Origin of the sequence: Cobetia sp. cqz5-12, from assembly GCF_016495405.1 — a bacterium.
Classification (GTDB): Bacteria; Pseudomonadota; Gammaproteobacteria; order Pseudomonadales; family Halomonadaceae; genus Cobetia.
Genome location: NZ_CP044522.1, coordinates 2,697,194 through 2,715,839 on the forward strand (window position 1 = coordinate 2,697,194; position 18,646 = coordinate 2,715,839).

Annotated in this window: 21 protein-coding genes; 4 read left to right on the forward strand and 17 right to left on the reverse strand. The window is 63.2% G+C overall.

Annotated features, from left to right (window positions below; genetic code table 11):
* Nucleotide 1 precedes the first annotated feature (1 nt).
* The 4 genes from F8A90_RS11225 to F8A90_RS11240 form a co-directional block, all read right to left on the reverse strand.
* Nucleotides 2–964 (reverse strand): TRAP transporter substrate-binding protein, encoded by a 963-nt coding sequence (locus tag F8A90_RS11225; RefSeq protein WP_233593297.1) that lies wholly within the window; start codon nt 962–964, stop codon nt 2–4.
* Between the two features lie 426 nt (nt 965–1,390).
* Nucleotides 1,391–2,290 (reverse strand): GTP cyclohydrolase FolE2, encoded by a 900-nt coding sequence (gene folE2 / locus F8A90_RS11230; protein WP_200017208.1) that lies wholly within the window; start codon nt 2,288–2,290, stop codon nt 1,391–1,393.
* A 140-nt stretch (nt 2,291–2,430) separates the two neighbouring features.
* Nucleotides 2,431–2,859, reverse strand: coding sequence for a DUF4440 domain-containing protein (locus F8A90_RS11235; RefSeq protein WP_084208287.1), 429 nt, complete (start codon nt 2,857–2,859; stop codon nt 2,431–2,433).
* A gap of 92 nt (nt 2,860–2,951) precedes the next feature.
* On the reverse strand, nt 2,952–3,986 hold the full coding sequence (locus tag F8A90_RS11240; RefSeq protein ID WP_200017209.1) for a zinc ABC transporter substrate-binding protein: 1,035 nt from the start codon (nt 3,984–3,986) through the stop codon (nt 2,952–2,954).
* Nucleotides 3,987–4,118: 132 nt separating this feature from the next.
* Here F8A90_RS11240 and F8A90_RS11245 point away from each other — a divergent pair, with 132 nt between their 5' ends.
* The gene (locus F8A90_RS11245) at nt 4,119–4,931 is read left to right on the forward strand and encodes an ATP-binding cassette domain-containing protein (RefSeq protein ID WP_200017210.1); all 813 of its coding nucleotides are present in this window, start codon (nt 4,119–4,121) and stop codon (nt 4,929–4,931) included.
* Nucleotides 4,931–5,782, forward strand: a complete 852-nt coding sequence (locus F8A90_RS11250; protein WP_233593298.1) for a metal ABC transporter permease — start codon at nt 4,931–4,933, stop codon at nt 5,780–5,782. Before F8A90_RS11245 ends, F8A90_RS11250 begins: the two co-directional genes overlap by 1 nt.
* A gap of 47 nt (nt 5,783–5,829) precedes the next feature.
* On the opposite strand, the gene F8A90_RS11255 is transcribed toward F8A90_RS11250, so the two are convergent.
* Nucleotides 5,830–6,315: a MarR family winged helix-turn-helix transcriptional regulator gene (locus tag F8A90_RS11255; RefSeq protein WP_084208284.1), complete on the reverse strand. Its 486-nt coding sequence runs from the start codon at nt 6,313–6,315 to the stop codon at nt 5,830–5,832.
* 131 nt (nt 6,316–6,446) lie between these two features.
* On the opposite strand from F8A90_RS11255, the gene F8A90_RS11260 reads away from it, so the two are divergent.
* Together F8A90_RS11260 and F8A90_RS11265 are read left to right on the forward strand one after the other, a co-directional pair.
* Nucleotides 6,447–7,316 (forward strand): EamA family transporter, encoded by an 870-nt coding sequence (locus tag F8A90_RS11260; RefSeq protein ID WP_167592985.1) that lies wholly within the window; start codon nt 6,447–6,449, stop codon nt 7,314–7,316.
* 19 nt (nt 7,317–7,335) lie between these two features.
* Entirely contained in the window at nt 7,336–7,938 is a 603-nt protein-coding gene (locus tag F8A90_RS11265) for an NADPH-dependent FMN reductase (protein WP_200017211.1), read from the forward strand.
* Nucleotides 7,939–8,074: 136 nt separating this feature from the next.
* Here the strand turns inward: F8A90_RS11265 and zigA are convergent, their stop codons facing one another.
* The 12 genes from zigA to urtC all read right to left on the reverse strand — a co-directional run bounded on the left by zigA (nt 8,075) and on the right by urtC (nt 18,643).
* On the reverse strand, nt 8,075–9,343 hold the full coding sequence (zigA, locus tag F8A90_RS11270) for a zinc metallochaperone GTPase ZigA (RefSeq protein ID WP_200017212.1): 1,269 nt from the start codon (nt 9,341–9,343) through the stop codon (nt 8,075–8,077).
* Nucleotides 9,344–9,630: 287 nt separating this feature from the next.
* The gene (locus F8A90_RS11275; RefSeq protein WP_200017213.1) at nt 9,631–10,215 is read right to left on the reverse strand and encodes a HupE/UreJ family protein; all 585 of its coding nucleotides are present in this window, start codon (nt 10,213–10,215) and stop codon (nt 9,631–9,633) included.
* 104 nt (nt 10,216–10,319) lie between these two features.
* On the reverse strand, nt 10,320–10,958 hold the full coding sequence (gene ureG, locus F8A90_RS11280) for an urease accessory protein UreG (RefSeq protein WP_054556181.1): 639 nt from the start codon (nt 10,956–10,958) through the stop codon (nt 10,320–10,322).
* Nucleotides 10,959–11,039: 81 nt separating this feature from the next.
* A complete protein-coding gene (locus F8A90_RS11285) occupies nt 11,040–11,741 on the reverse strand; it encodes an urease accessory protein UreF (protein WP_200017214.1) in 702 nt (233 codons plus the stop codon).
* A complete protein-coding gene (locus F8A90_RS11290) occupies nt 11,731–12,330 on the reverse strand; it encodes an urease accessory protein UreE (RefSeq protein ID WP_200017215.1) in 600 nt (199 codons plus the stop codon). The genes F8A90_RS11285 and F8A90_RS11290 overlap by 11 nt, the downstream gene beginning before the upstream one ends.
* A gap of 74 nt (nt 12,331–12,404) precedes the next feature.
* Nucleotides 12,405–14,108, reverse strand: a complete 1,704-nt coding sequence (gene ureC, locus F8A90_RS11295) for an urease subunit alpha (protein ID WP_176494429.1) — start codon at nt 14,106–14,108, stop codon at nt 12,405–12,407.
* A 102-nt stretch (nt 14,109–14,210) separates the two neighbouring features.
* Nucleotides 14,211–14,540 (reverse strand): urease subunit beta, encoded by a 330-nt coding sequence (locus F8A90_RS17585; RefSeq protein WP_054556303.1) that lies wholly within the window; start codon nt 14,538–14,540, stop codon nt 14,211–14,213.
* Between the two features lie 11 nt (nt 14,541–14,551).
* Nucleotides 14,552–14,854: an urease subunit gamma gene (gene ureA, locus F8A90_RS11300; protein ID WP_024952521.1), complete on the reverse strand. Its 303-nt coding sequence runs from the start codon at nt 14,852–14,854 to the stop codon at nt 14,552–14,554.
* A 42-nt stretch (nt 14,855–14,896) separates the two neighbouring features.
* A complete protein-coding gene (locus tag F8A90_RS11305; RefSeq protein ID WP_200017216.1) occupies nt 14,897–15,793 on the reverse strand; it encodes an urease accessory protein UreD in 897 nt (298 codons plus the stop codon).
* Nucleotides 15,794–15,804: 11 nt separating this feature from the next.
* On the reverse strand, nt 15,805–16,557 hold the full coding sequence (gene urtE, locus F8A90_RS11310; protein ID WP_200020000.1) for an urea ABC transporter ATP-binding subunit UrtE: 753 nt from the start codon (nt 16,555–16,557) through the stop codon (nt 15,805–15,807).
* Nucleotides 16,558–16,649: 92 nt separating this feature from the next.
* Complete coding sequence (urtD, locus tag F8A90_RS11315) at nt 16,650–17,477, reverse strand: urea ABC transporter ATP-binding protein UrtD (protein WP_200017217.1); 828 nt, start codon at nt 17,475–17,477, stop codon at nt 16,650–16,652.
* Complete coding sequence (gene urtC, locus F8A90_RS11320) at nt 17,474–18,643, reverse strand: urea ABC transporter permease subunit UrtC (RefSeq protein WP_200017218.1); 1,170 nt, start codon at nt 18,641–18,643, stop codon at nt 17,474–17,476. Before urtC ends, urtD begins: the two co-directional genes overlap by 4 nt.
* Nucleotides 18,644–18,646 lie beyond the last annotated feature (3 nt).

Genomic DNA, 18,646 nt, shown 5'->3' on the forward strand with positions numbered 1-18,646 from the left:
CTTACTCCTCGGCCAGTGCCATGGCCCGGTCAACCAGCGCCTGGCCGCCATCGACCTTGTCGGAGAACGCCTGATAGACCGGCGCACTTGAAGTGACGAAGGCATCCCGGTCCACCTCGTTGACGGCCATGCCACCCGCCTTGAGGCTTGCCAGAAGCTTGTCATCAAGCTCCGCACCCTTGGCGAAGGCCCAGCTCTGGGTCTCGGCGGAGACTTCGGCAATCGCTGCCTTCACGTCCTCGGGCATCTTGTGCCAGCCAGCCTGACTGCTGGTCAACCAGATGGGCGAATAGACATGATTGGAGAGTGACAGGTACTTCTGCACCTCCTGGAACTTGGCGCCATCGATGTTGGACAGCGGGTTCTCCTGACCATCGACGACCCCGGTCTGCAGCGCCACGAAGACTTCCGAGAAGGCCATCGGTGTCGGGTTGGCGCCCCAGGCGTTGAACATGCCGGTCCGCCATTCGCTCTGTGGGGTACGCAGCTTCAGCCCGTCCAGATCTTCTGGCGCAACGATCGGATGCTCGTTGTTGGTGATCTGACGGAAGCCGTTCTCCCAGGTGGAGACCAGCTTGAGGCCCTTGGACTTGGCATCCTCGGCCAGATCCGTCATCACGATCGCGTCATCGATGCGCTTGAGGTGCTCGCGGTCCTTGACCATGAACGGCATGTCGAACAGGGCGAAGCTTGGTGACACGGACGACATCACCGAGGAAATCGCGGCCAGGTCGACCGTACCCAGGCGCAGCTTCTGGATCAGCTGGCGCTCATCCCCCAGCTGCCCACTGTGGTAGTACTCGACCTGATGCTCATCGCCGAGCCGGGCTTGCAGGCTATCGGCGAAGTACTGCGCGGTCTGGCCCTGCAGACTGTTGGGACTTCCCCCGATGGCAAACACGATCTTCTCGGCATGCGCGGTCGTGGTACCCAAGGCGGCGGCTAACAGCGTGGCGGCAAGCATGACTCGCTTCATTGTCGAATCCCTTTGATTGTTCTGATTATGGGTATGGACGTATCGCGTCTGGCATGACGCTTGAGGACGGTGAGCGTGTGCTGGTGACGGAGCTTCGAGCGCTTCACGCGCAAGAGCCGCTTCCCTCAAGTGGACTGCAAACCATACCAGATAGAGCAGAACTTAGACGCCTTCCGACTCAAGGGTCAATCCAATTGGCGCAGAAATAGACCTTTGTCTAGACAAATACGCAACATATCGCTCTACACCATAACATCTGGCCTGTTTTGCAAACCACATGATGCCTGATGGCGGTGCTCCAGACGCGAAGGCCCCACCGGCATCGCCGGCAGGGCCTGGACAGATCAGGACATCAACCTCGATATCTCTTCAGCGGGGCCATGAGCTGGCACTCACCATGGCGCAGGGGGGGTCTTACGCACCACCTCCCCAGGCCACGGCATCATGGGGGTGAAGGCTCTCGATATGCCGCACATGGACATGCGCCTCACCCTGTGAGACCGCCAGGCCATTGATCAAGCGGCGCGCGGCGTCCTCGACGAACATCAGATTCTGACCATTGAGCGCGGCAAACGCCTGCTCATCGGCGCGTTTCACGGCCGTCTGGACAGGCGTCGCCACGGCCTGCTCGATGGCATCGATCAGCGCGATCAGCCCCAGATCTTCGGCTTCAGGCTTGAGCGTGACCTGGACAATCGCTTCACTGCGCTGGCTGTGGGGCGTGGCCAGGGTGGCATGGTGGGTGAGCCACTCGGCGACCTGCTCAGGCGTCAGCGTTGCATCATGGCGGTGAGCCTCCAGGAACGCCTGCTCGATCAGCTGACGCGACAGGGCCGCCGAGCAGGGACAGGTGGAGGAATAGCCCACCGTGACACTGGCCTGCAGCGTGAACCTCCCCTCGTGCAGACTGGCCTCCAGCGTGACGGGATACGACTTCCATCCGTAGAGTGCCGGCGTGACTAGCGCCGGACGCTTCACCAGCAGTGCGAACGCCATCTTCACGCGGGCATTGCGCGAGGCGCAGTCATGATGGCTCTCCACCATTGCAGCGAGCACATCCCGCAGACTGCCGGGGGTCAGCGCCTTGCCCTCCGCCAGCCCATCCAGCAGACGATAGAGGCGCGACATGTGAATGCCCTTGGTGTGCGGCATCGACAGGTCGACCTGCGCATCCACGCAGGCATGCAATTCACGGCGGTAATCGCCCTCCTCGATGAGCACGGGCAGATCGATCCCCTGCATGCCCACCCACTCAAGGGGGCTCAGGGAACGGGAGCGCTCGGTCAGGGAAACGTCGGGGAGTATTGCGGTCATTCGTCAGATATCCAGAGCGGCTCTCATCAGTACCGCCTCCCTCACGCCGGTGGCAGGCAGGCACTGAGTTCCGCCGAAGTGTGGGGGAGTATCAGGAGAGGTGAAGAACACAGCGCGGACGGCTCGCCGTCAGCGCTGGATCATCCCGCCAGTCGCGAGGAGTGATGGCCGGTGATCCTCCACTCGCCGAGGATCTCCTCGAAGGTGAACAGAAAGCGGGCCGGAATCGTGACCGTCTCGTCAGCGACGCGATACTCGAAGGTGTAATGCCCGCCGATCACCACGGTGCCCAGCTTGCGACTGACCCGTGGCGAGTACTCACCCAGCTCGCAGGCCAGCGCCTCATTGGCGAGAAAGCCATCGAAATAGGCCTGCCGCTGCTGGCGATTCTCACGCACATCATCGGCGACCGTCGGCACCAGAATCGCGTCCTCGGCATACAGCGAGAGAAGCGTTTCCTTTTCCCCACGCGTGACGGCGATCGCCCAGCGCTCAAGCGTGCGCGTCGCGGCATTGATGCAGAATTCAGCGTCACGTTCCGTCAATGGAGGGGACGTCGGATGGGGCATGCTGTAGCTCTCCCTTGAGGATGAGGCTCTTGAGGATTTGGAAGGAAAGACGGGGACCTGCCGGCCTCCCCGTCCTGATGTCACGTGATCGCTCAGGCGTCGGCACACTGCAGGATGCCCTGCCCCAAACGCTCGATCAGCTGCGGATAGAGTGTCTCGCCCAGCGGCAGCCCGACCCCCAGCGGCTCGAAGACGATGGAGGTCTTGACGCCGGTCCCCTCGAAGACACTCTCGATCAACGCAGGGTTGTACTGTGGCTCACGGAAGACGCACTGGATGTTGTCCTGCGCCACGCGCGCCTGGATCTCCTTGACGCGCGCCGGGCTGGGCGTGGAGGCATCCCCCAGTGAGATGGCACCGGACGCGGGAGCATCGAAGCGGTGCTCGAAGTACTGGTAGGCATCATGGAAGACGATGTAGCGAGTGCCCTGCACCTGTGCCAGACGCGCTGACAGTGACTCTGTCATGGCGTCGAGCTCCCGCTGGCCCGTCTGGGCATTGCTGCGATAGGTCGCAGCATGCTCCGGGTCCTGCGCTGCCAGCGATTCCGCGATCGCCGCCAGCCAGAGACGCGCATTCATCGGGTCCAGCCAGCCATGCGGGTTCATGCCGGCGTGGGCATGCTCATGGTGCTCGTCATGTCCGCCATCATGATGCTCGTCATGGTCACCGTGCTCTTCATGATCACCATCGTGATGCTCTTCGTGATCGCCATGCACTTCATCATGTTCGGAAGATGCCTCGTCATCATGATGATGTGCTTCGAAGGTGGCGCCCTCGCGATAGCGCAGATGAAGGGTGCCGGGCACTTCCATCAGCTCGAGGGTGTCGGCATCCGCGGCCAGCGACGCACGCGCCTTGGCAAGCCAGGGCGTCAGCTCATCACTGACGAAGACCAGGACATTCGCGTCGGCCAGTGATCTGGCCTCCGAGGTCCGCATGGAATAGCCATGCGGCGAGGCGCCGGGCTGGATGACAAGCTCGGGACTGCCCAGCTCCCCCATGACGCGCGAGACCAGTGAATGCACCGGCGGGATGTCTACTGCGACGGATGGCACCTCCGCCATGGCCACGGCGGGCAGCATCAACACTGGCAGCGAGAGGAAAGGCAGCAACCGATTGCGCATGACGGTTCTCCAGAAGATGCGATGACACGGAAGGAAGTTCGGAGACGCTACCGCCTCGACTCAATATGTTATAACATAACACTTACGATCACTAAACCGTCAACGTTGTCATTCTTCAAGGGCCTGCTCCCCATGCCGCTGTTATCGATCGAGAACCTCTGCGTCACCCTCGGCAAGCATCGCATTCTCGAGGAGATCGAGCTACAGGTGGAACGCGGTGAAATCGTCACCCTCGTAGGCCCCAATGGGTCCGGCAAGTCCACGCTGCTTCGCAGCATCATCGGGTCCATTGCCCCATCGCACGGTCGGATACAACGAGAGCCGGGACTCAAGATCGGCTATGTCCCTCAACGTCTGAGCCTTGACCCGACGCTGCCGATGACGGTGGAACGCTTCCTGAACCTGCCACATCGACACTCGCTGGATGCCGTGGCGCATGCCCTCCTGCAGGCCGGCATTCCCGGTGCCGAGGTTCAGCAGATCGCCAGTCTCTCCGGTGGTCAGTTCCAGCGAATTCTGCTGGCTCGTGCACTGCTGGATTCGCCTGATCTCCTGCTGCTGGATGAGGCGACCCAAGGCCTGGATCATCGTGGCATCGCGGATTTCTATCGTCAGATCGACCGTGTCCGTCACACCCTCGGCTGCGGAGTGCTGATGGTCAGCCACGAACTGCATGTGGTGATGCGCGCCTCGGACCGCGTCGTCTGCCTGCATGGGCACGTCTGTTGTCAGGGCACGCCTGAGCGCGTCATGGCCTCACCGGCCTATCAGGATCTGTTCGGACTCGACACCGCAGACGCCCTCGCCTTCTACCGACATGACCATCGACACAGCCATCGACACAGTCATCACCACAGCCACACGGCGCCGCCGATGGATGACAGGGCGCCGCCTGCACAGCCCCTCACGACACCCGCGACACCGATCACCGAGAGATTGCACTGATGCTGGACAATGTCATGGACGATTTCATGGTCCGCGCCGCTCTGGCAGGCATTGCCGTGGCGCTTGCGGCAGCGCCCCTGGGCTGTTTCGTCGTCTGGCGGCGCATGGCCTATTTCGGTGATGCCACGGCCCACGCCGCGATTCTCGGGGTGGCGCTGTCACTGTTGATGTCCACCTCAATGCTGGCAGGCGTGCTCATCGTCTCGCTGATCATGGCGACGCTGGTGACCCTGCTCAGCGGACGCGGCTATGCCATGGACACCCTGCTTGGCGTCATGGCGCACTCCGCGCTCGCCTTCGGGCTGGTCGCCGTCTCCTTCCTGCCTGGCGTACGGATCGACCTGATGGCCTATCTATTCGGCGATATCCTGGCCGTCAGCAAGACGGATCTTGCGATCATCGCCACAGGCGGCCTGCTGGTACTCGGGCTGCTCCGCTGGCGCTGGTCGGCATTGCTCACCGCCACGCTCAACGAGGACCTGGCGCGTGCCAGCGGCATCAACCCGCGACGCGAACAGCTGGTACTGACACTGTCGCTGGCCGTGGTGGTCGCGGTCGCCCTGAAGGTGGTCGGGGCGCTTCTGATCACCGCTCTGTTGATCATCCCGGCGGCCACGGCACGCCGCTTTTGTCACACCCCCGAACTCATGGCGGTTGCCGCTGCCATCATCGGCGGGATTTCCACCACCGGCGGACTGCAGGCGGCCTACTGGCTGGATACCCCCACCGGCCCGACCATCGTGTGTCTCGCCGCCTCGCTGTTTGCCCTGAGCAGCGTCTCGGCACAGCTCTCGCGTCTGGCCTCCCGCACAGCCCCCGACGCACCTGATCCACGAAAGCGAGTCGAGTGAGCCTCTCAGACACTGACAGGATGCCGGAACGCCGAATGGCGAGACGACTACTTTTCTGCGTCAATTAGCAGCTTGCGCAATAGACGGGCAAGCTGCTCCTGCTCCTCACTGTCCAGCACACTCGCCATCTGATGCAGGTTCTCGACATGCCCCGCCAGGGCATCGTCGATCAGATGACGCCCTTCCTTCGTCAGCACGACGCGATTGCTACGCCGATCTTCATCACTGGCCTGTCGCTGCAACAGCCCTCGCTTTACCAACTGATCAATCCGCGTGCTCATGGCGCCAGAAGAGAGCATCAACGTCTGATACAGCTGAGTCGGCGTCAGCGGTTCTCGAGAACGTCGCAGTGTCGCCAGGATATCGAACTCGACAGCAGACAGGCCAAACCTCTCGAACACCTGCTCCATGGCTGGACTGAACAATCGACCAGCTCGGCGAAGACGTCCGAAAATGCCCATCGGCCGACAATCCAGGTCGGGGCGAGCCACCTCCCACTGCGCAAGAATACGATCCACACCATCCGTCATCATGTCTCTCCTGAATATCTTTTCAAAAAGATACTTTGATCCCTGGAGATTTGCGAGTACTGTAAATATATCTTTTAAGAAAGATACTTTCAGGAGAGACAGCTATGCCACTCACCAACGCCAGGAGCCTGGCCATGACCGCCATGGCCCCGATCATATGGGGCAGCACCTATCTGGTGACGCAGACCCTGCTGCCCCTGGATACCCCCTTCACTGCAGCGGCCATCCGCGCCATCCCCGCTGGGATACTCATACTTCTCTGGACTCGGCAGACCCTGACAGGTGGGTGGTGGTTGAAGGCCATGGTGCTCGGCACGCTCAATATCGGGCTGTTCTTCACTTGCCTGTTCGCCGCTGCCTACCGCATTCCCGGTAGCCTGGCCGCACTGCTGCTGGCCAGCCAGGCGGTGTGGGTACTGCTATTGAGCCGCTGGTGGCTAGGCACCGGCTTCAGCGTGACGGCAGTACTGCAATGTGGCTTCGGCGTGGGGGGTGTGGTGCTGCTGGTCACTCCCGATCAGAACGGGCTGGACCCGGCGGGACTCGGATTTGCCCTGCTCGGCGCGCTCTCGATGGCAGCCGGCATCGTCTTGAGCAAACGCTGGGCACGTCCGCCCGACGTCAGTCAATTGAGCCTGACTGGTTGGCAACTGGTGTTCGGCGGGCTCTTGCTGCTCCCCCTGGCTGCCTGGTCGGAAGGGATCCCCACCTCCCTCGATCCTCGTCATCTGCTTGGCTACGGATACCTGATCCTTCTGGGGGGCGTGCTCGGGTATGGGCTCTGGTTCGCCGGCATCCAGAAAATGTCCGCCTTCTCCGCCTCTCTGCTGGGGACCTTGAGTCCGCTGACCGCGACGGTATTGGGCTTCCTATGGATGGACGAGTCATTCGGACCGCTTCAATGGCTTGGCACCTTGTGCATTCTCACGGCCCTGACACTCCCTCTCGGATTCTCACTCAAGCGACATGTCGCTCAACGCAGCCAACCTGCACCTACCCAATGACACTCCCAAGGAACTCACCATGAACTTGCACCTGATGATCATCGTCGCCAGTCAACGCCCTGAATCCGCCAGCCTGCGATGCGCACGATTTCTGGAACGTCAGGCCCTTTCTAGCGGCTTTGCGGACTGTGACATTCTTGACCTTGGCAAGACACCACTCCCCTTGTGGGACACTGATCTTGACAGTCATGTAGGCCATTGGTCCGACATGCCGGACCTTCGACAACGGGTGCAGGCAGCCCATGCCGTGATTCTGGTCACGCCCGAGTGGCATGGCATGGCCACACCGGCGGCCAAGAACTTTCTCATGCTGTGCACCCAACATGAGCTGGGGCACAAGGCTGGATTGCTGGCAGGGGTATCTGCGGCAGACAACGGGGTGTATCCCATTGCTGAGCTTCGCATGAGCGGGACAAAGAACAATCACCTGTGCCTGATTCCGGAGCAGCTGATCTTTCGTCAGGTCGATAGCCTGATTGATGCTGATTCGTTGTGTCACGATGAACCGTTCGAGGCTCGGAGCCGCTACACCATGAGCCTGCTGGCCCACTATGCACGCGCCCTCACGCCGATAAGAGACTTGCCGGGCGTCCCCTCAAGGAGCTTTGCCTTCGGGATGTAATGCTCTGGCCAGCAGGGATGGCGCTGACGTCTTCTCATCCACCATGACAACGCCCCACTGACCGACGATCAGTGGGGCGTTGTCATGGGGCGTTGTCGTGGCGCGCGAGAGTCATCGGGCACTATCTGCCCGTCACTCACTCCCAGGCGGGGAACGGGTCCGGCAGGTCACGCCAGGCTTCCTTGCCCGCCAGCAGCGTGGCGTCATCAAGCAGACAGTCGTCCAGCGCCTGGCGGATACGGGCTTCCTCCAGGTTCTGACCGATGAACACCAGCTCCTGGCGCATGTCGCCGAAGGGCTCCTGCCATTTCTCCTGGATCGACGCCAGATACTCGGGGTCTTCGGGCCATTCGACCTTCGGTACCGCCTTCCAGAACATGCCGCCAAATCCGTAGTGGGCGATGCCACCGGCCTGGTTCCACTGCCCCGCGAACTGCGGGCGCGTGGCCAGCCAGAAGAAGCCCTTGGAGCGCAGCAGCTTGCCACCGAACCAGTCACCGTGGAGCAGCTGATAAAATTTCTCGGGATGGAACGGCACGCGCGCATGGTAGGAGAAGCTCGAGATGCCGTACTCCTCGGTCTCCGGCACGTGCTCGCCGCGCATCTCCTTCAGCCAGCCCGGTGCCTGCTGTGCACGATCGAAACTGAAGCGACCGGTATCCAGCACCTTGGAAAGCGGCACGGCGCCCTGCGCCATGGGCAGAATCTCGGCCTCCGGGTTGAGCGAGCGCAGCACGGCCGACAGCTCATCCAGCTGGGTTGCCTCGATCATGTCCGTCTTGCTGATCAACAGCACATCGCAGAACTCGATCTGGTCAACCAGCAGGTCGGCGACATTGCGCTCATCGTCCTCGCCGAGGCTTTCCCCGGCGTCGGCCAGTGACTGCGCCTCGCGATACTGGGCAAGGAAGTTGGCGCCATCCACGACAGTGACCATGGTGTCGAGGCGCGCGACATCGGAGAGGCACTGGCCATCCTCATCCTCGAAGGTGAAGGTTTCCGCCACCGGCAGTGGCTCGGAAATGCCGGTGGACTCGATCACCAGGCAGTCGAAGCGCCCCTCCTCGGCCAGCCGGCGCACCTCGATGAGCAGGTCCTCGCGCAGCGTGCAGCAGATGCAGCCATTGCTCATCTCCACCAGCTGCTCCTCGGCGCGATTGAGCGCTACCTCGCTGCCTGTGCCGGGCGCGCCACGCACCATGGCAGCGTCGATATTGACCTCGCTCATGTCATTCACGATCACCGCCACCCGCCGCCCTTCGCGGTTGGCCAGGATGTGATTGAGCAGCGTCGTCTTGCCGGCGCCCAGAAAACCGGACAGCACAGTGACTGGCAGGGATTGTGGCAGGGGCCGCGACAGGGCTTGAGACGGGGATTGCGTTGGAGACACTCGGGGGGAAGTCATCAGGCGGTACCTCGATAGGATAGGGTCTTGGCCACGTCGCTTTCGCCTGGAGGCATTCTTGCCGGCGCAGGGTCAGGGCGAGGGACAGGTGAGTGCCTGGACGTGGGGGACCGCTGGTTTCTCGATCATCAGATGCGGAAAATGATACGTTATAACATAATCTTCCGTCAGCCATTTTCTGATGAACCGCCCCACCTCCTTGTCTCATCAGCATCAGAAAGAAAGAAAACGCCCCGCTGGCAAGCCAGCGGGGCGTTTCTCGTCGTGAGCAGAATGTCAGGTGACGATCAGACCGCCATCATCACGGCAGAGGCCATCACAGCCCCACCCACCAGACGAGACGCGATGGGTGGCACGCTCATCAGTCGCTGACCCACTGCACGGCCCAGCAACGCCAGAGCCAGTGTCGCGACCACGAAGCCCGCCATGTAACCCATGGCACTGCCAGCCGCCGGCATTTCCAGCGCGTGGGCGAAGCCGTGGAAGGCCATGAAGCCGGCCACCATGACGGCGCCAGCCAGAGTCGGCAGACGCAGCAGCAGCGCCACCAGAGCACCGGACACCAGCACCGAGAGCAGGATGCCCTGCTCGGCGATCAGCGCATGCAGCGCCTGTCCACCGCTGAGAAGCGCAATACCGGCCCCCGCCAGCATGCCGAAGGCCATCAGCAGCGGCGTACCGACTCTCAAGGCCCGTGACTGGCGTGCACTCCAGATGCCGATGGCCAGCATGGCCAGCAGGTGATCCAGCCCGGTGAAGGGATGCGTCAGGCCGGCCATCAGTCCCTGGGCATCATGGCCGGGGTGTGCGGAGGCCGAGGTCGCCACCAGCAACAGTGAGGTGGCCAGCAGTGCGGAGTGAGAACGCTTCATGTGTCATTCCTGAACAAGATGATGATGAATTCACCCGATATCCGTCATGTGTCGACTACCGGGAGACAATGGATTCCTGGCAAGCGGCAGAAAACGCTGCGCCGTCAGGCCTGTGCGGCCAGCTTTTCCGGGCGGCGCTCCGGCAGCATGCCGCGATCCAGAATGAAGGCGATGATCTCTTCCAGGCCGACGCCGTCATACAGGTTGGCGAACACGAAGGGCCGCTCGCCACGCATCTTGCGCGAGTCGCGGTCCATCACCTCAAGCGAGGCATGCACCTGCTCGGCGATGTCGATCTTGTTGATGATCAGAAGGTCGGACTTGGTGATGCCCGGCCCGCCCTTGCGCGGAATCTTGTCGCCTGCCGAGACGTCGATCACATAGAGCGTGAGATCGGAAAGTTCGGGGCTGAAGGTCGCGGACAGGTTGTCACCGCCGGATTCCACCAGCACCAGCTCCATGTTCGGATGACGCGCCTGGAGATCATCGATGGCCGCCAGATTCATCGAGGCGTCTTCGCGGATCGCGGTATGCGGGCAGCCGCCGGTCTCGACGCCGAGAATGCGGTCCGCCTCCAGTGCTTCATGGCGCAGCAGGAAATCGGCATCTTCGCGGGTGTAGATGTCATTGGTGACCACCCCGATGTCGTAGTGATCGCGCAGGGCCAGACACAGCTGACGCAACAGCGCCGTCTTGCCGGAGCCCACCGGCCCACCCACTCCTACGCGTAGACAATGCTTCATGACAGCTTCCTTTCTCGTGAGATATCAGGCGTTCGTGTCGGTCGGTTCAGGCGCCGCCGCCTCAGGACAGGCGGCGTTCACTCAACTCCTGAACAGACGGGAATATTGGGTTTCGTGCTGGGCGGAGGCGAGTGCCAGCCCCGGCAGTATCGGGCCAAGCGCTGCATCCGGGCACTCAAGCGCCTGTGCGACGACCTCCACCACGCGGGGGCGCAGTTGCTCGGTCAGGCGCTGCGCGGCGGTATGCCCCAGCGGCATGGCCTTGCAGGCCACCGCCAGCTGGTTTTCCAGCCAGGCCCAGGCGAAGCCGATCAAGGTCTGGCGCAGTGGCACCCCACGCTGATGCGCCACCCAGGCGAACACCGTGACGTAGCCCGGTGTCTCGGGCATCAGCGCCGCTGGCGGTTCAAGCGCGAGGCTTCTGAGCAGGCGCAGCAGCGCCGCCCCGAGACGCGCGTCCTCATCGCTGAGTTCGGCGGTTTCGCGTGTCGCCTTGAGCCAGCCATCCCACTCATTGAGCGCCGCCGCATCCTCCTCGGCCCATGCCTGCTGCAGGCGCACCAGCAGCGGCAGTTCGCAACGGCCGAGCCCGTCTTCCAGCACGCCGTCGATCCACTCGCCAAGCTCCTGCTCCTGAGTGACCCACCCCAGTTCGAAGGCACTCTCCAGCCCCTGGGACCAGGCAAAGGCGCCGATGGGCAAGGCCGGACTCACCAGCTGCAGGAGCCCCAGCAGTGCCAGGTCCTCCTGAGCCGGCAGGCCCGCCATGGCATCAGTGCTCATGCGTGTGCTCATGGCTGTGGCTGTGCGAATGACCGTGGCTGTGCTCATGCCCGTGCGAATGACCATGATCGTGAGAATGAGCCCCCTGTCCCGCCTGGGCATAGGCACCCGGCTCAGGATCAAAGGGCGCCTCGTGATGAGTGAGGGTCGCGCCAAGGCGCTCGGCCAGCGCTTCCAGCACGTGGTCCGGCGGGAAGCGCACCCAGCCGGTTTCGCCCTTGGCTTCAGCATCAGCGTCAGGCGTCTGCATGCCGATCGCCAGCTGCACATGGCGATTGCCCAGGTGATAGCAGAGTGCCGCCATCGGACGCCCGGCGGCGATGTGGGCAGTCACTACCGGCTCATCCGCGGCGCGGATGCGGATCACCTCGCCCTCGCGCGAGGCCAGCCGATCGCCGTCACGCAGCACCGGTCCGCGATCCAGAAACAGGCCGACCTCGCGCCCGCCGTCCGTGGTGGCACGTAGCCGCCCACGGATGCGCAGCTCCAGCGGCAGAGTCAAGGTATCCAGAGGCTCCGCCTCGGTGTGAGCGCTCGCTGGGTCGCCTGAGCCACTGGCGTCTGGCAGGCGATGTATCAGTTCCATCATGGCGTCAATCTCGAATAGGGAATCAGAACAAGCACTGGAAACAGGCCCTCAGAACAGGCACTGGAAACAGGCCCTCAGAACAGGTGATAGCGCTGGGCCAGCGGCAGCTCGGTGGCAGGCTCACAGGTCAGAAGTTCACCGTCGGCGAAGACTTCGTAGGTTTCGGGGTCGACCTTGAGCTCCGGGCAGGCATCGTTGAGTTTCATGTCACGCTTGCGCACCTGGCGTACGTCGCGACAGGCGGACAACGGGCTGTCGAGTCCGAGGGCCTCGCCGACACCGGCCTTGAGTGCCGCCTGGGAGACAAAGGTCAGGCGTGTGGCACTGGCCGCCTTGCCGAAGGCGCCGAACATCGGGCGGTAATGCACTGGCTGCGGCGTGGGGATCGAGGCATTCGGGTCGCCCATCGGCGCGGCGGCGATCATGCCGCCCTTGAGAATGCAGGCCGGTTTGACGCCGAAGAACGCTGGTGACCACAGCACCAGATCCGCCAGCTTGCCGACCTCGATGGAGCCGACCTCATGGGCGATACCGTGGGTAATGGCCGAGTTGATGGTGTACTTGGCGATATAGCGGCGGGCACGGAAGTTGTCGGTGCCACGCTCGGCATCCTCCGCCAGCAGGCCACGCTGCTCGCGCATCTTGTGCGCGGTCTGCCAGGTGCGGCAGATCACCTCGCCCACACGGCCCATCGCCTGGGAATCCGAGGACATCATCGAGATGACACCCAGATCATGCAGGATGTCCTCGGCGGCGATGGTCTCGCGGCGAATGCGCGAATCGGCGAAGGCCACATCCTCGGGGATGCTCGGGTCCAGGTGGTGGCAGACCATCAGCATGTCGAGATGCTCATCCACCGTGTTGACGGTGTAGGGACGCGTCGGGTTGGTGGAGGACGGCAGCACGTTGGGGCGCGAACAGGCGGTGATGATGTCCGGCGCATGGCCGCCACCGGCGCCTTCGGTGTGGAAGGTATGGATGCAACGGTCCTTGAAGGCCGCCAGCGTATCCTCGACGAAGCCTGATTCATTCAGGGTGTCGGTATGGATCGCCACCTGCACATCGTAGGCATCGGCGACTGTCAGACAGTTGTCGATGGAGGCCGGCGAGGTGCCCCAGTCCTCATGCAGCTTGAGGCCGATCACGCCGGCCTCGATCTGCTGCTCCAGCCCCTCGGGCAGCGAGGCATTGCCCTTGCCGAGCAAGCCGATGTTCATCGGCAGGCTGTCCACCGCCTGCAGCATCTTGCCGATATGCCAGGGCCCCGGCGTACAGGTGGTGGCATTGGTGCCGGTGGCCGGCCCCGTCCCACCGCCGAGCATGGTGGTGATGCCGCTCATCAGCGCCTCTTCCACCTGCTGGGGGCAGATGAAGTGGATATGCGGGTCGACACCGCCGGCGGTGAGGATCTTGCCCTCACCGGCGATGATCTCGGTGCCCGGGCCGATCACGATATCCACGTCAGGCTGGGTGTCGGGATTGCCGGCCTTGCCGATGGCCGCGATGCGCCCGGCCTTGAGACCGACATCCGCCTTGACGATGCCCCACCAGTCCAGAATCAGCGCATTGGTGATCACGGTATCCATCACGCTCTCATCAGCGCGCTGGCTCTGGCCCATGCCATCGCGAATCACCTTGCCACCGCCGAACTTCACCTCTTCGCCATAGTGGGTGAAGTCCTTTTCCACCTCGATCCACAGCGCCGTATCGCCCAGACGCACGCGGTCACCAGTGGTCGGGCCGTACATGTCGGCATAGGCCTGTCGCGTTATCTTCATGGGTTGCCTCTTGATCCCTGAGCCGCAGTCTCTGAATGAGCTCCAAGGTAAATGCCTGTCGGCGCCATTGCCTGACGCCTTGACGGAAAGGTTGTCACTCGCTCAGCGCTCGACACTGCCGTCATCCTTGAGCTGTCCCATCACCTCGCCACGGAAGCCATAGATATGGCGACTGCCGGCGAAGGGGATCAGCGTGACGTCACGCGTCTGCCCGGGCTCGAAGCGAATCGCCGTTCCGGCGGCGATGTCCAGGCGCTGTCCGAGGGCGGCCTCGCGATCGAACACCAACGCCGGATTGGCCTCGGCAAAGTGATAGTGCGAGCCGATCTGGATCGGTCGGTCGCCGCGATTGCCGACCGAGAGCGTGGTGCGCAGGCGGTCCTCACAGAGAGAGATCTCGCCGTCCGCCACCTGATATTCACCGGGAATCATCATTGCTCACCTCACACGATGGGGTTGTGAACGGTCACCAGCTTGGTGCCATCCGGGAAGGTCGCCTCGACCTGCACCTCGGGAATCATCTCGGCGATGCCTTCCATCACGTCATCACGGGTCAGCACCTCTGCCCCGCGCCCCATCAGCTCAGCCACACTCAATCCTTCGCGTGCGCCTTCCAGAATCTCGGCGCTGATCAACGCGATGGATTCCGGATAGTTGAGCTTGAGGCCCTTGGCCTTGCGGCGTTCGGCCAGCAGCGCTGCGGTAAACAGCAACAGCTTGTCCTTGTCTCTTGGCGTCAGTTCCATGTCGTGGCTCTTGTGGTTGTCATTGCGTGGGGGCTCTCGAGGTCAGGTCAGCCAGATACGTGGCACCTGTGCCTCGCGCCCGGTCATCAAGGGGCGCAGGATCTGCCATGCCTGCTGGCACAGTGCCCAGGCCTCGTTGCGTTCATGGCCGAGATAGCGCAGCAGCAGCACGCCCTCGCGGCGCGTCACCGCCCATCGCGGAGAGGCAGGCATCGCCTCGCGCAGGGCCTCGATGGCCTCCGGCTCATCGTTAAGTCCCACCGCCCACAGCGTGGCCTGGACACTGCAGCCACCCTGCCCCCAGCGCCCCATGAAGCGCACATGCAGCGGGTCCAGCGACTGACGCTCGATCCACACTGGCTTGCCGTCACGCGTCAGGCGAAAGCGTTGTTCCAGATGGCCGCTGACGAAGGGCAGCTCACCGACGGGCCGGCCCAGCGCCAGCACCTCCCAGCCCAGACAGCGAGCATTGCCCTCAAGCTCGAGGGTGGTGGTCTGCTCGCCGCGCGAGCCATTGAAGGCCAGCGTTTCCTGAGGCAGCCATTCCAGGGTGGCGCCGTCGGCGACCTTGAGGTGCGTATGCTGGCCCCAGGCCACGCCATTGCGATCCGCCTTGTAGAGCTTGGCCGCCGCCGGCGTGGTCAACAGCACCTGCGCGCCTTCCTCGATCTCTGCCGTGATATGCAGCGCATCACCACTGACCAGCCCGCCGGGAGGGTGCAGCAGATAGACATGGCAGCAGCCGTGGCGGCCTTCCGGATAGAACGGGCGCTGCACGCGCAGCGGGCCGTGATGACGACGACGCGTCAGTCGCGTGATGGGGCCTGCGCCATCGCGGGTGTCGGTCTCGAAGCGCAGCGCCAGCGAGGCCTGCCACTGACGCTGATCATCGAAGCGATGGCCGGACGCGACATCCGTCGCGCCGTCTGCAGAAATCATGCGCTGGATCGTCATACGGTCAGGTGCTGCTTGATCAATTCATCGGACAGCGCCGCGATCTCGCCTTCGGCCACCCGCCGGCCGCGATCCATGATCACGAAGCGATCGGCGTACTTGCGCGCGAAGGGCAGCTTCTGCTCGACCAGCAGCACCGTCAGGCCGTCTTCCTTGATCAGGCGGCGAATGACCTCGCCTATCTGGGCGACGATATTGGGCTGGATGCCTTCGCCGGGCTCATCGAGGATCAGCAGCCGCGGCTCGATCACCAGCGCGCGGCCGATGGCGAGCTGTTGCTGCTGGCCGCCGGACAGGTCGCCCCCGCGCCGGTGGCGCATCTCCTTGAGCACGGGAAACAGCTCATAGATGCGCTCGGGAATCTGACGCAGCCCATCACGACGTACGGCGAGCCCGGTGCGCAGGTTCTCTTCCACCGTCATCATCGGGAAAATCTGACGCCCCTGGGGGACATAGCCGACGCCCAGGCGGGCGCGCTCCTCGAGCTTGCGACGTGTCAGGTCAAGGGGCTCGTGGCCACTGGCATCGCCACTGATGTTCTCACCACTACCGCCCTCGCCCTCGGCGCGATACAGCAGCTTGCCGTCACGGACACTCTCCTCACCCATGATGCACTTCATCAAGGTGGTCTTGCCGACGCCGTTGCGGCCCATCACGCAGGTGCATTGGCCGGCGGGAATCTCCAGCGTGAGATCCCACAGCGTATGACTCTCGCCGTAGAACTGATTGAGCGACTCGATGCTCAGCAGCGGCGCCACGTCATTGGTCGCCGCGTCATTCGTCGCCGGGTCATGGGTCGGCGATGCGTGGGGCATCGGGGTATTGGTCATCTGCGCTTGCGTCATCCGTCACTCTCTCCCAGGTAGACCTCGACGACCTTGGGGTCGCTCGATACCGCATCCATGCTGCCTTCCGCCAGTACCGAGCCCTGATGCAGCACCGTGACCTTGCGCGCGATGGAGCGCACGAAGCCCATGTCATGCTCGACCACCACCACCGACTGGCGTCCCGCCAGGCTGGTCAGCAGCTCCGCGGTGCGCTCCATCTCCTGCTCGGTCATACCGGCCACCGGCTCATCGACCAGCAGCAGACGTGGTTTCTGCATCAACAGCATGCCGATCTCCAGCCACTGCTTCTGGCCGTGGGACAGGATGCCCGCCTCGCGCGCATGCCATTCCTTGAGATGAATCGTCTGCAGCACTTCCTCGATCCGATCCCGAGTCTCGCCGGTCATGCGCGCGGTCAGGGTCGGGAAGATGCGCTTGTCGGTGGCCATCGCGAGTTCGAGATTCTCGAACACGCTGAGCGCCTCGAAGACGGTGGGCTTCTGGAACTTGCGGCCGATGCCCAGGGTGGCGATCTCGGGCTCACTCATGTGCAGCAGATCGTGGCGGCTGCCGAACCACACCGAGCCACTGTCGGGGCGCGTCTTGCCGGTGATGATGTCCATCATCGTCGTCTTGCCGGCGCCGTTGGGGCCGATGATGCAGCGCAGCTCACCATCGTCGATGGTCAGGTTGAGGTCGTTGATCGCCTTGAAGCCATCGAAGCTGACACTGACATCCTCCAGATAGAGGATCGGCCCGTGGGTCACATCCACCGGCGAGACGCGCGGGGACAGGAAGTCGAACACGCGATCCCGCGTGGCCATCTCTTTCAACAGGCTCATGCAGTGGCCTCCTGCTCGGTGGGACGAGTCGCGTTCGTCGGATCAATCTTCGCCCTGGACGACGAGCGTCTGCCCCAGCCACGCTGGGCGAACAGACCGGCGATGCCCTTGGGCAACAGCACGGTGACCAGCACGAACAGACCGCCGAGAGCGAACAGCCAGGCGTCCGGCATGATGCCGGTGAACACCGTCTTGGCGTAATTGACGATCAACGCGCCCAGCACGGCGCCGTAGAGCGTCGCACGGCCACCGAGCGCCACCCACACCACCACCTCGATGGAGAACAGCGGCGAGAACTCGCCGGGATTGATGATGCCGACCTGCGGCACATACAGCGCTCCCGCCACTCCGGCCAGCATCGCCGAGACCACGAAGATGAACAGCTGGACACGTTCGACGCGATAGCCCAGAAAGCGCGTGCGCGCCTCGGCGTCGCGACAGGCGATGCTCACGCGCCCGAGCTTGGAGCCGACGATGCCGCGACACAGCAGATAACCGAGCCCCAGCGCCACGCCACTGGCGATGAACAGCGCGATGCGTACCGCATCCGTGCGCAGATCGAAGCCGAGAATGTCCTTGAAGTCGGTCAGGCCGTTGTTGCCGCCAAAGCCCATCTCGTTGCGGAAGAACGCCAGCATCAAGGCGAAGGTCAGCGCCTGGGTGATGATCGAGAGATAGACGCCGGTGACGCGGGAGCGGAAGGCGAGGAAGCCGAACACCAGCGCCAGCAGCCCCGGTGCCAGCAGCACCATCAGGAAGGCGAAGGCCGGCATGTCAAAGCCCTGCCAGAACCACGGCAGCTCCTGCCAGTTGAGGAAGACCATGAAATCCGGAAGCTCCGGATTGCCATAGACGCCGCGATCACCGATCTCGCGCATCAAATACATGCCCATGGCGTAACCGCCCAGCGCGAAGAAGGCGCCGTGGCCCAGGCTGAGGATACCCAGGTAGCCCCAGACGAGATCCACCGCCACCGCCAGCAGCGCATAGCACAGGTACTTGCCCAGCAAGGTGACGGTGAAGGTGCTGACATGCAGCGGGTTATTCTCGGGCAGCAGCACATGCAGCAGCGTGATCGCGAGTACTGACAGTGTCAGCACCGCCAGGAATATCTGGGTGGAGCGCTCCGTGAAGGGGCGCGCCAGCCAGGAACGTGAATCAGGCATGGA

Bases quoted from the DNA above. Each gene is read 5' to 3' on its own strand.
- F8A90_RS11225 (WP_233593297.1), bottom strand. From the start codon at position 964: ATGCTTGCCGCCACGCTGTTAGCCGCCGCCTTGGGTACCACGACCGCG.
- folE2 (WP_200017208.1), bottom strand. From the start codon at position 2,290: ATGACCGCAATACTCCCCGACGTTTCCCTGACCGAGCGCTCCCGTTCC.
- F8A90_RS11235 (WP_084208287.1), bottom strand. From the start codon at position 2,859: ATGCCCCATCCGACGTCCCCTCCATTGACGGAACGTGACGCTGAATTC.
- F8A90_RS11240 (WP_200017209.1), bottom strand. From the start codon at position 3,986: ATGCGCAATCGGTTGCTGCCTTTCCTCTCGCTGCCAGTGTTGATGCTG.
- F8A90_RS11245 (WP_200017210.1), top strand. From the start codon at position 4,119: ATGCCGCTGTTATCGATCGAGAACCTCTGCGTCACCCTCGGCAAGCAT.
- F8A90_RS11250 (WP_233593298.1), top strand. From the start codon at position 4,931: ATGCTGGACAATGTCATGGACGATTTCATGGTCCGCGCCGCTCTGGCA.
- F8A90_RS11255 (WP_084208284.1), bottom strand. From the start codon at position 6,315: ATGATGACGGATGGTGTGGATCGTATTCTTGCGCAGTGGGAGGTGGCT.
- F8A90_RS11260 (WP_167592985.1), top strand. From the start codon at position 6,447: ATGACCGCCATGGCCCCGATCATATGGGGCAGCACCTATCTGGTGACG.
- F8A90_RS11265 (WP_200017211.1), top strand. From the start codon at position 7,336: ATGAACTTGCACCTGATGATCATCGTCGCCAGTCAACGCCCTGAATCC.
- zigA (WP_200017212.1), bottom strand. From the start codon at position 9,343: ATGACTTCCCCCCGAGTGTCTCCAACGCAATCCCCGTCTCAAGCCCTG.
- F8A90_RS11275 (WP_200017213.1), bottom strand. From the start codon at position 10,215: ATGAAGCGTTCTCACTCCGCACTGCTGGCCACCTCACTGTTGCTGGTG.
- ureG (WP_054556181.1), bottom strand. From the start codon at position 10,958: ATGAAGCATTGTCTACGCGTAGGAGTGGGTGGGCCGGTGGGCTCCGGC.
- F8A90_RS11285 (WP_200017214.1), bottom strand. From the start codon at position 11,741: ATGAGCACTGATGCCATGGCGGGCCTGCCGGCTCAGGAGGACCTGGCA.
- F8A90_RS11290 (WP_200017215.1), bottom strand. From the start codon at position 12,330: ATGATGGAACTGATACATCGCCTGCCAGACGCCAGTGGCTCAGGCGAC.
- ureC (WP_176494429.1), bottom strand. From the start codon at position 14,108: ATGAAGATAACGCGACAGGCCTATGCCGACATGTACGGCCCGACCACT.
- F8A90_RS17585 (WP_054556303.1), bottom strand. From the start codon at position 14,540: ATGATTCCCGGTGAATATCAGGTGGCGGACGGCGAGATCTCTCTCTGT.
- ureA (WP_024952521.1), bottom strand. From the start codon at position 14,854: ATGGAACTGACGCCAAGAGACAAGGACAAGCTGTTGCTGTTTACCGCA.
- F8A90_RS11305 (WP_200017216.1), bottom strand. From the start codon at position 15,793: ATGATTTCTGCAGACGGCGCGACGGATGTCGCGTCCGGCCATCGCTTC.
- urtD (WP_200017217.1), bottom strand. From the start codon at position 17,477: ATGAGCCTGTTGAAAGAGATGGCCACGCGGGATCGCGTGTTCGACTTC.
- urtC (WP_200017218.1), bottom strand. From the start codon at position 18,643: ATGCCTGATTCACGTTCCTGGCTGGCGCGCCCCTTCACGGAGCGCTCC.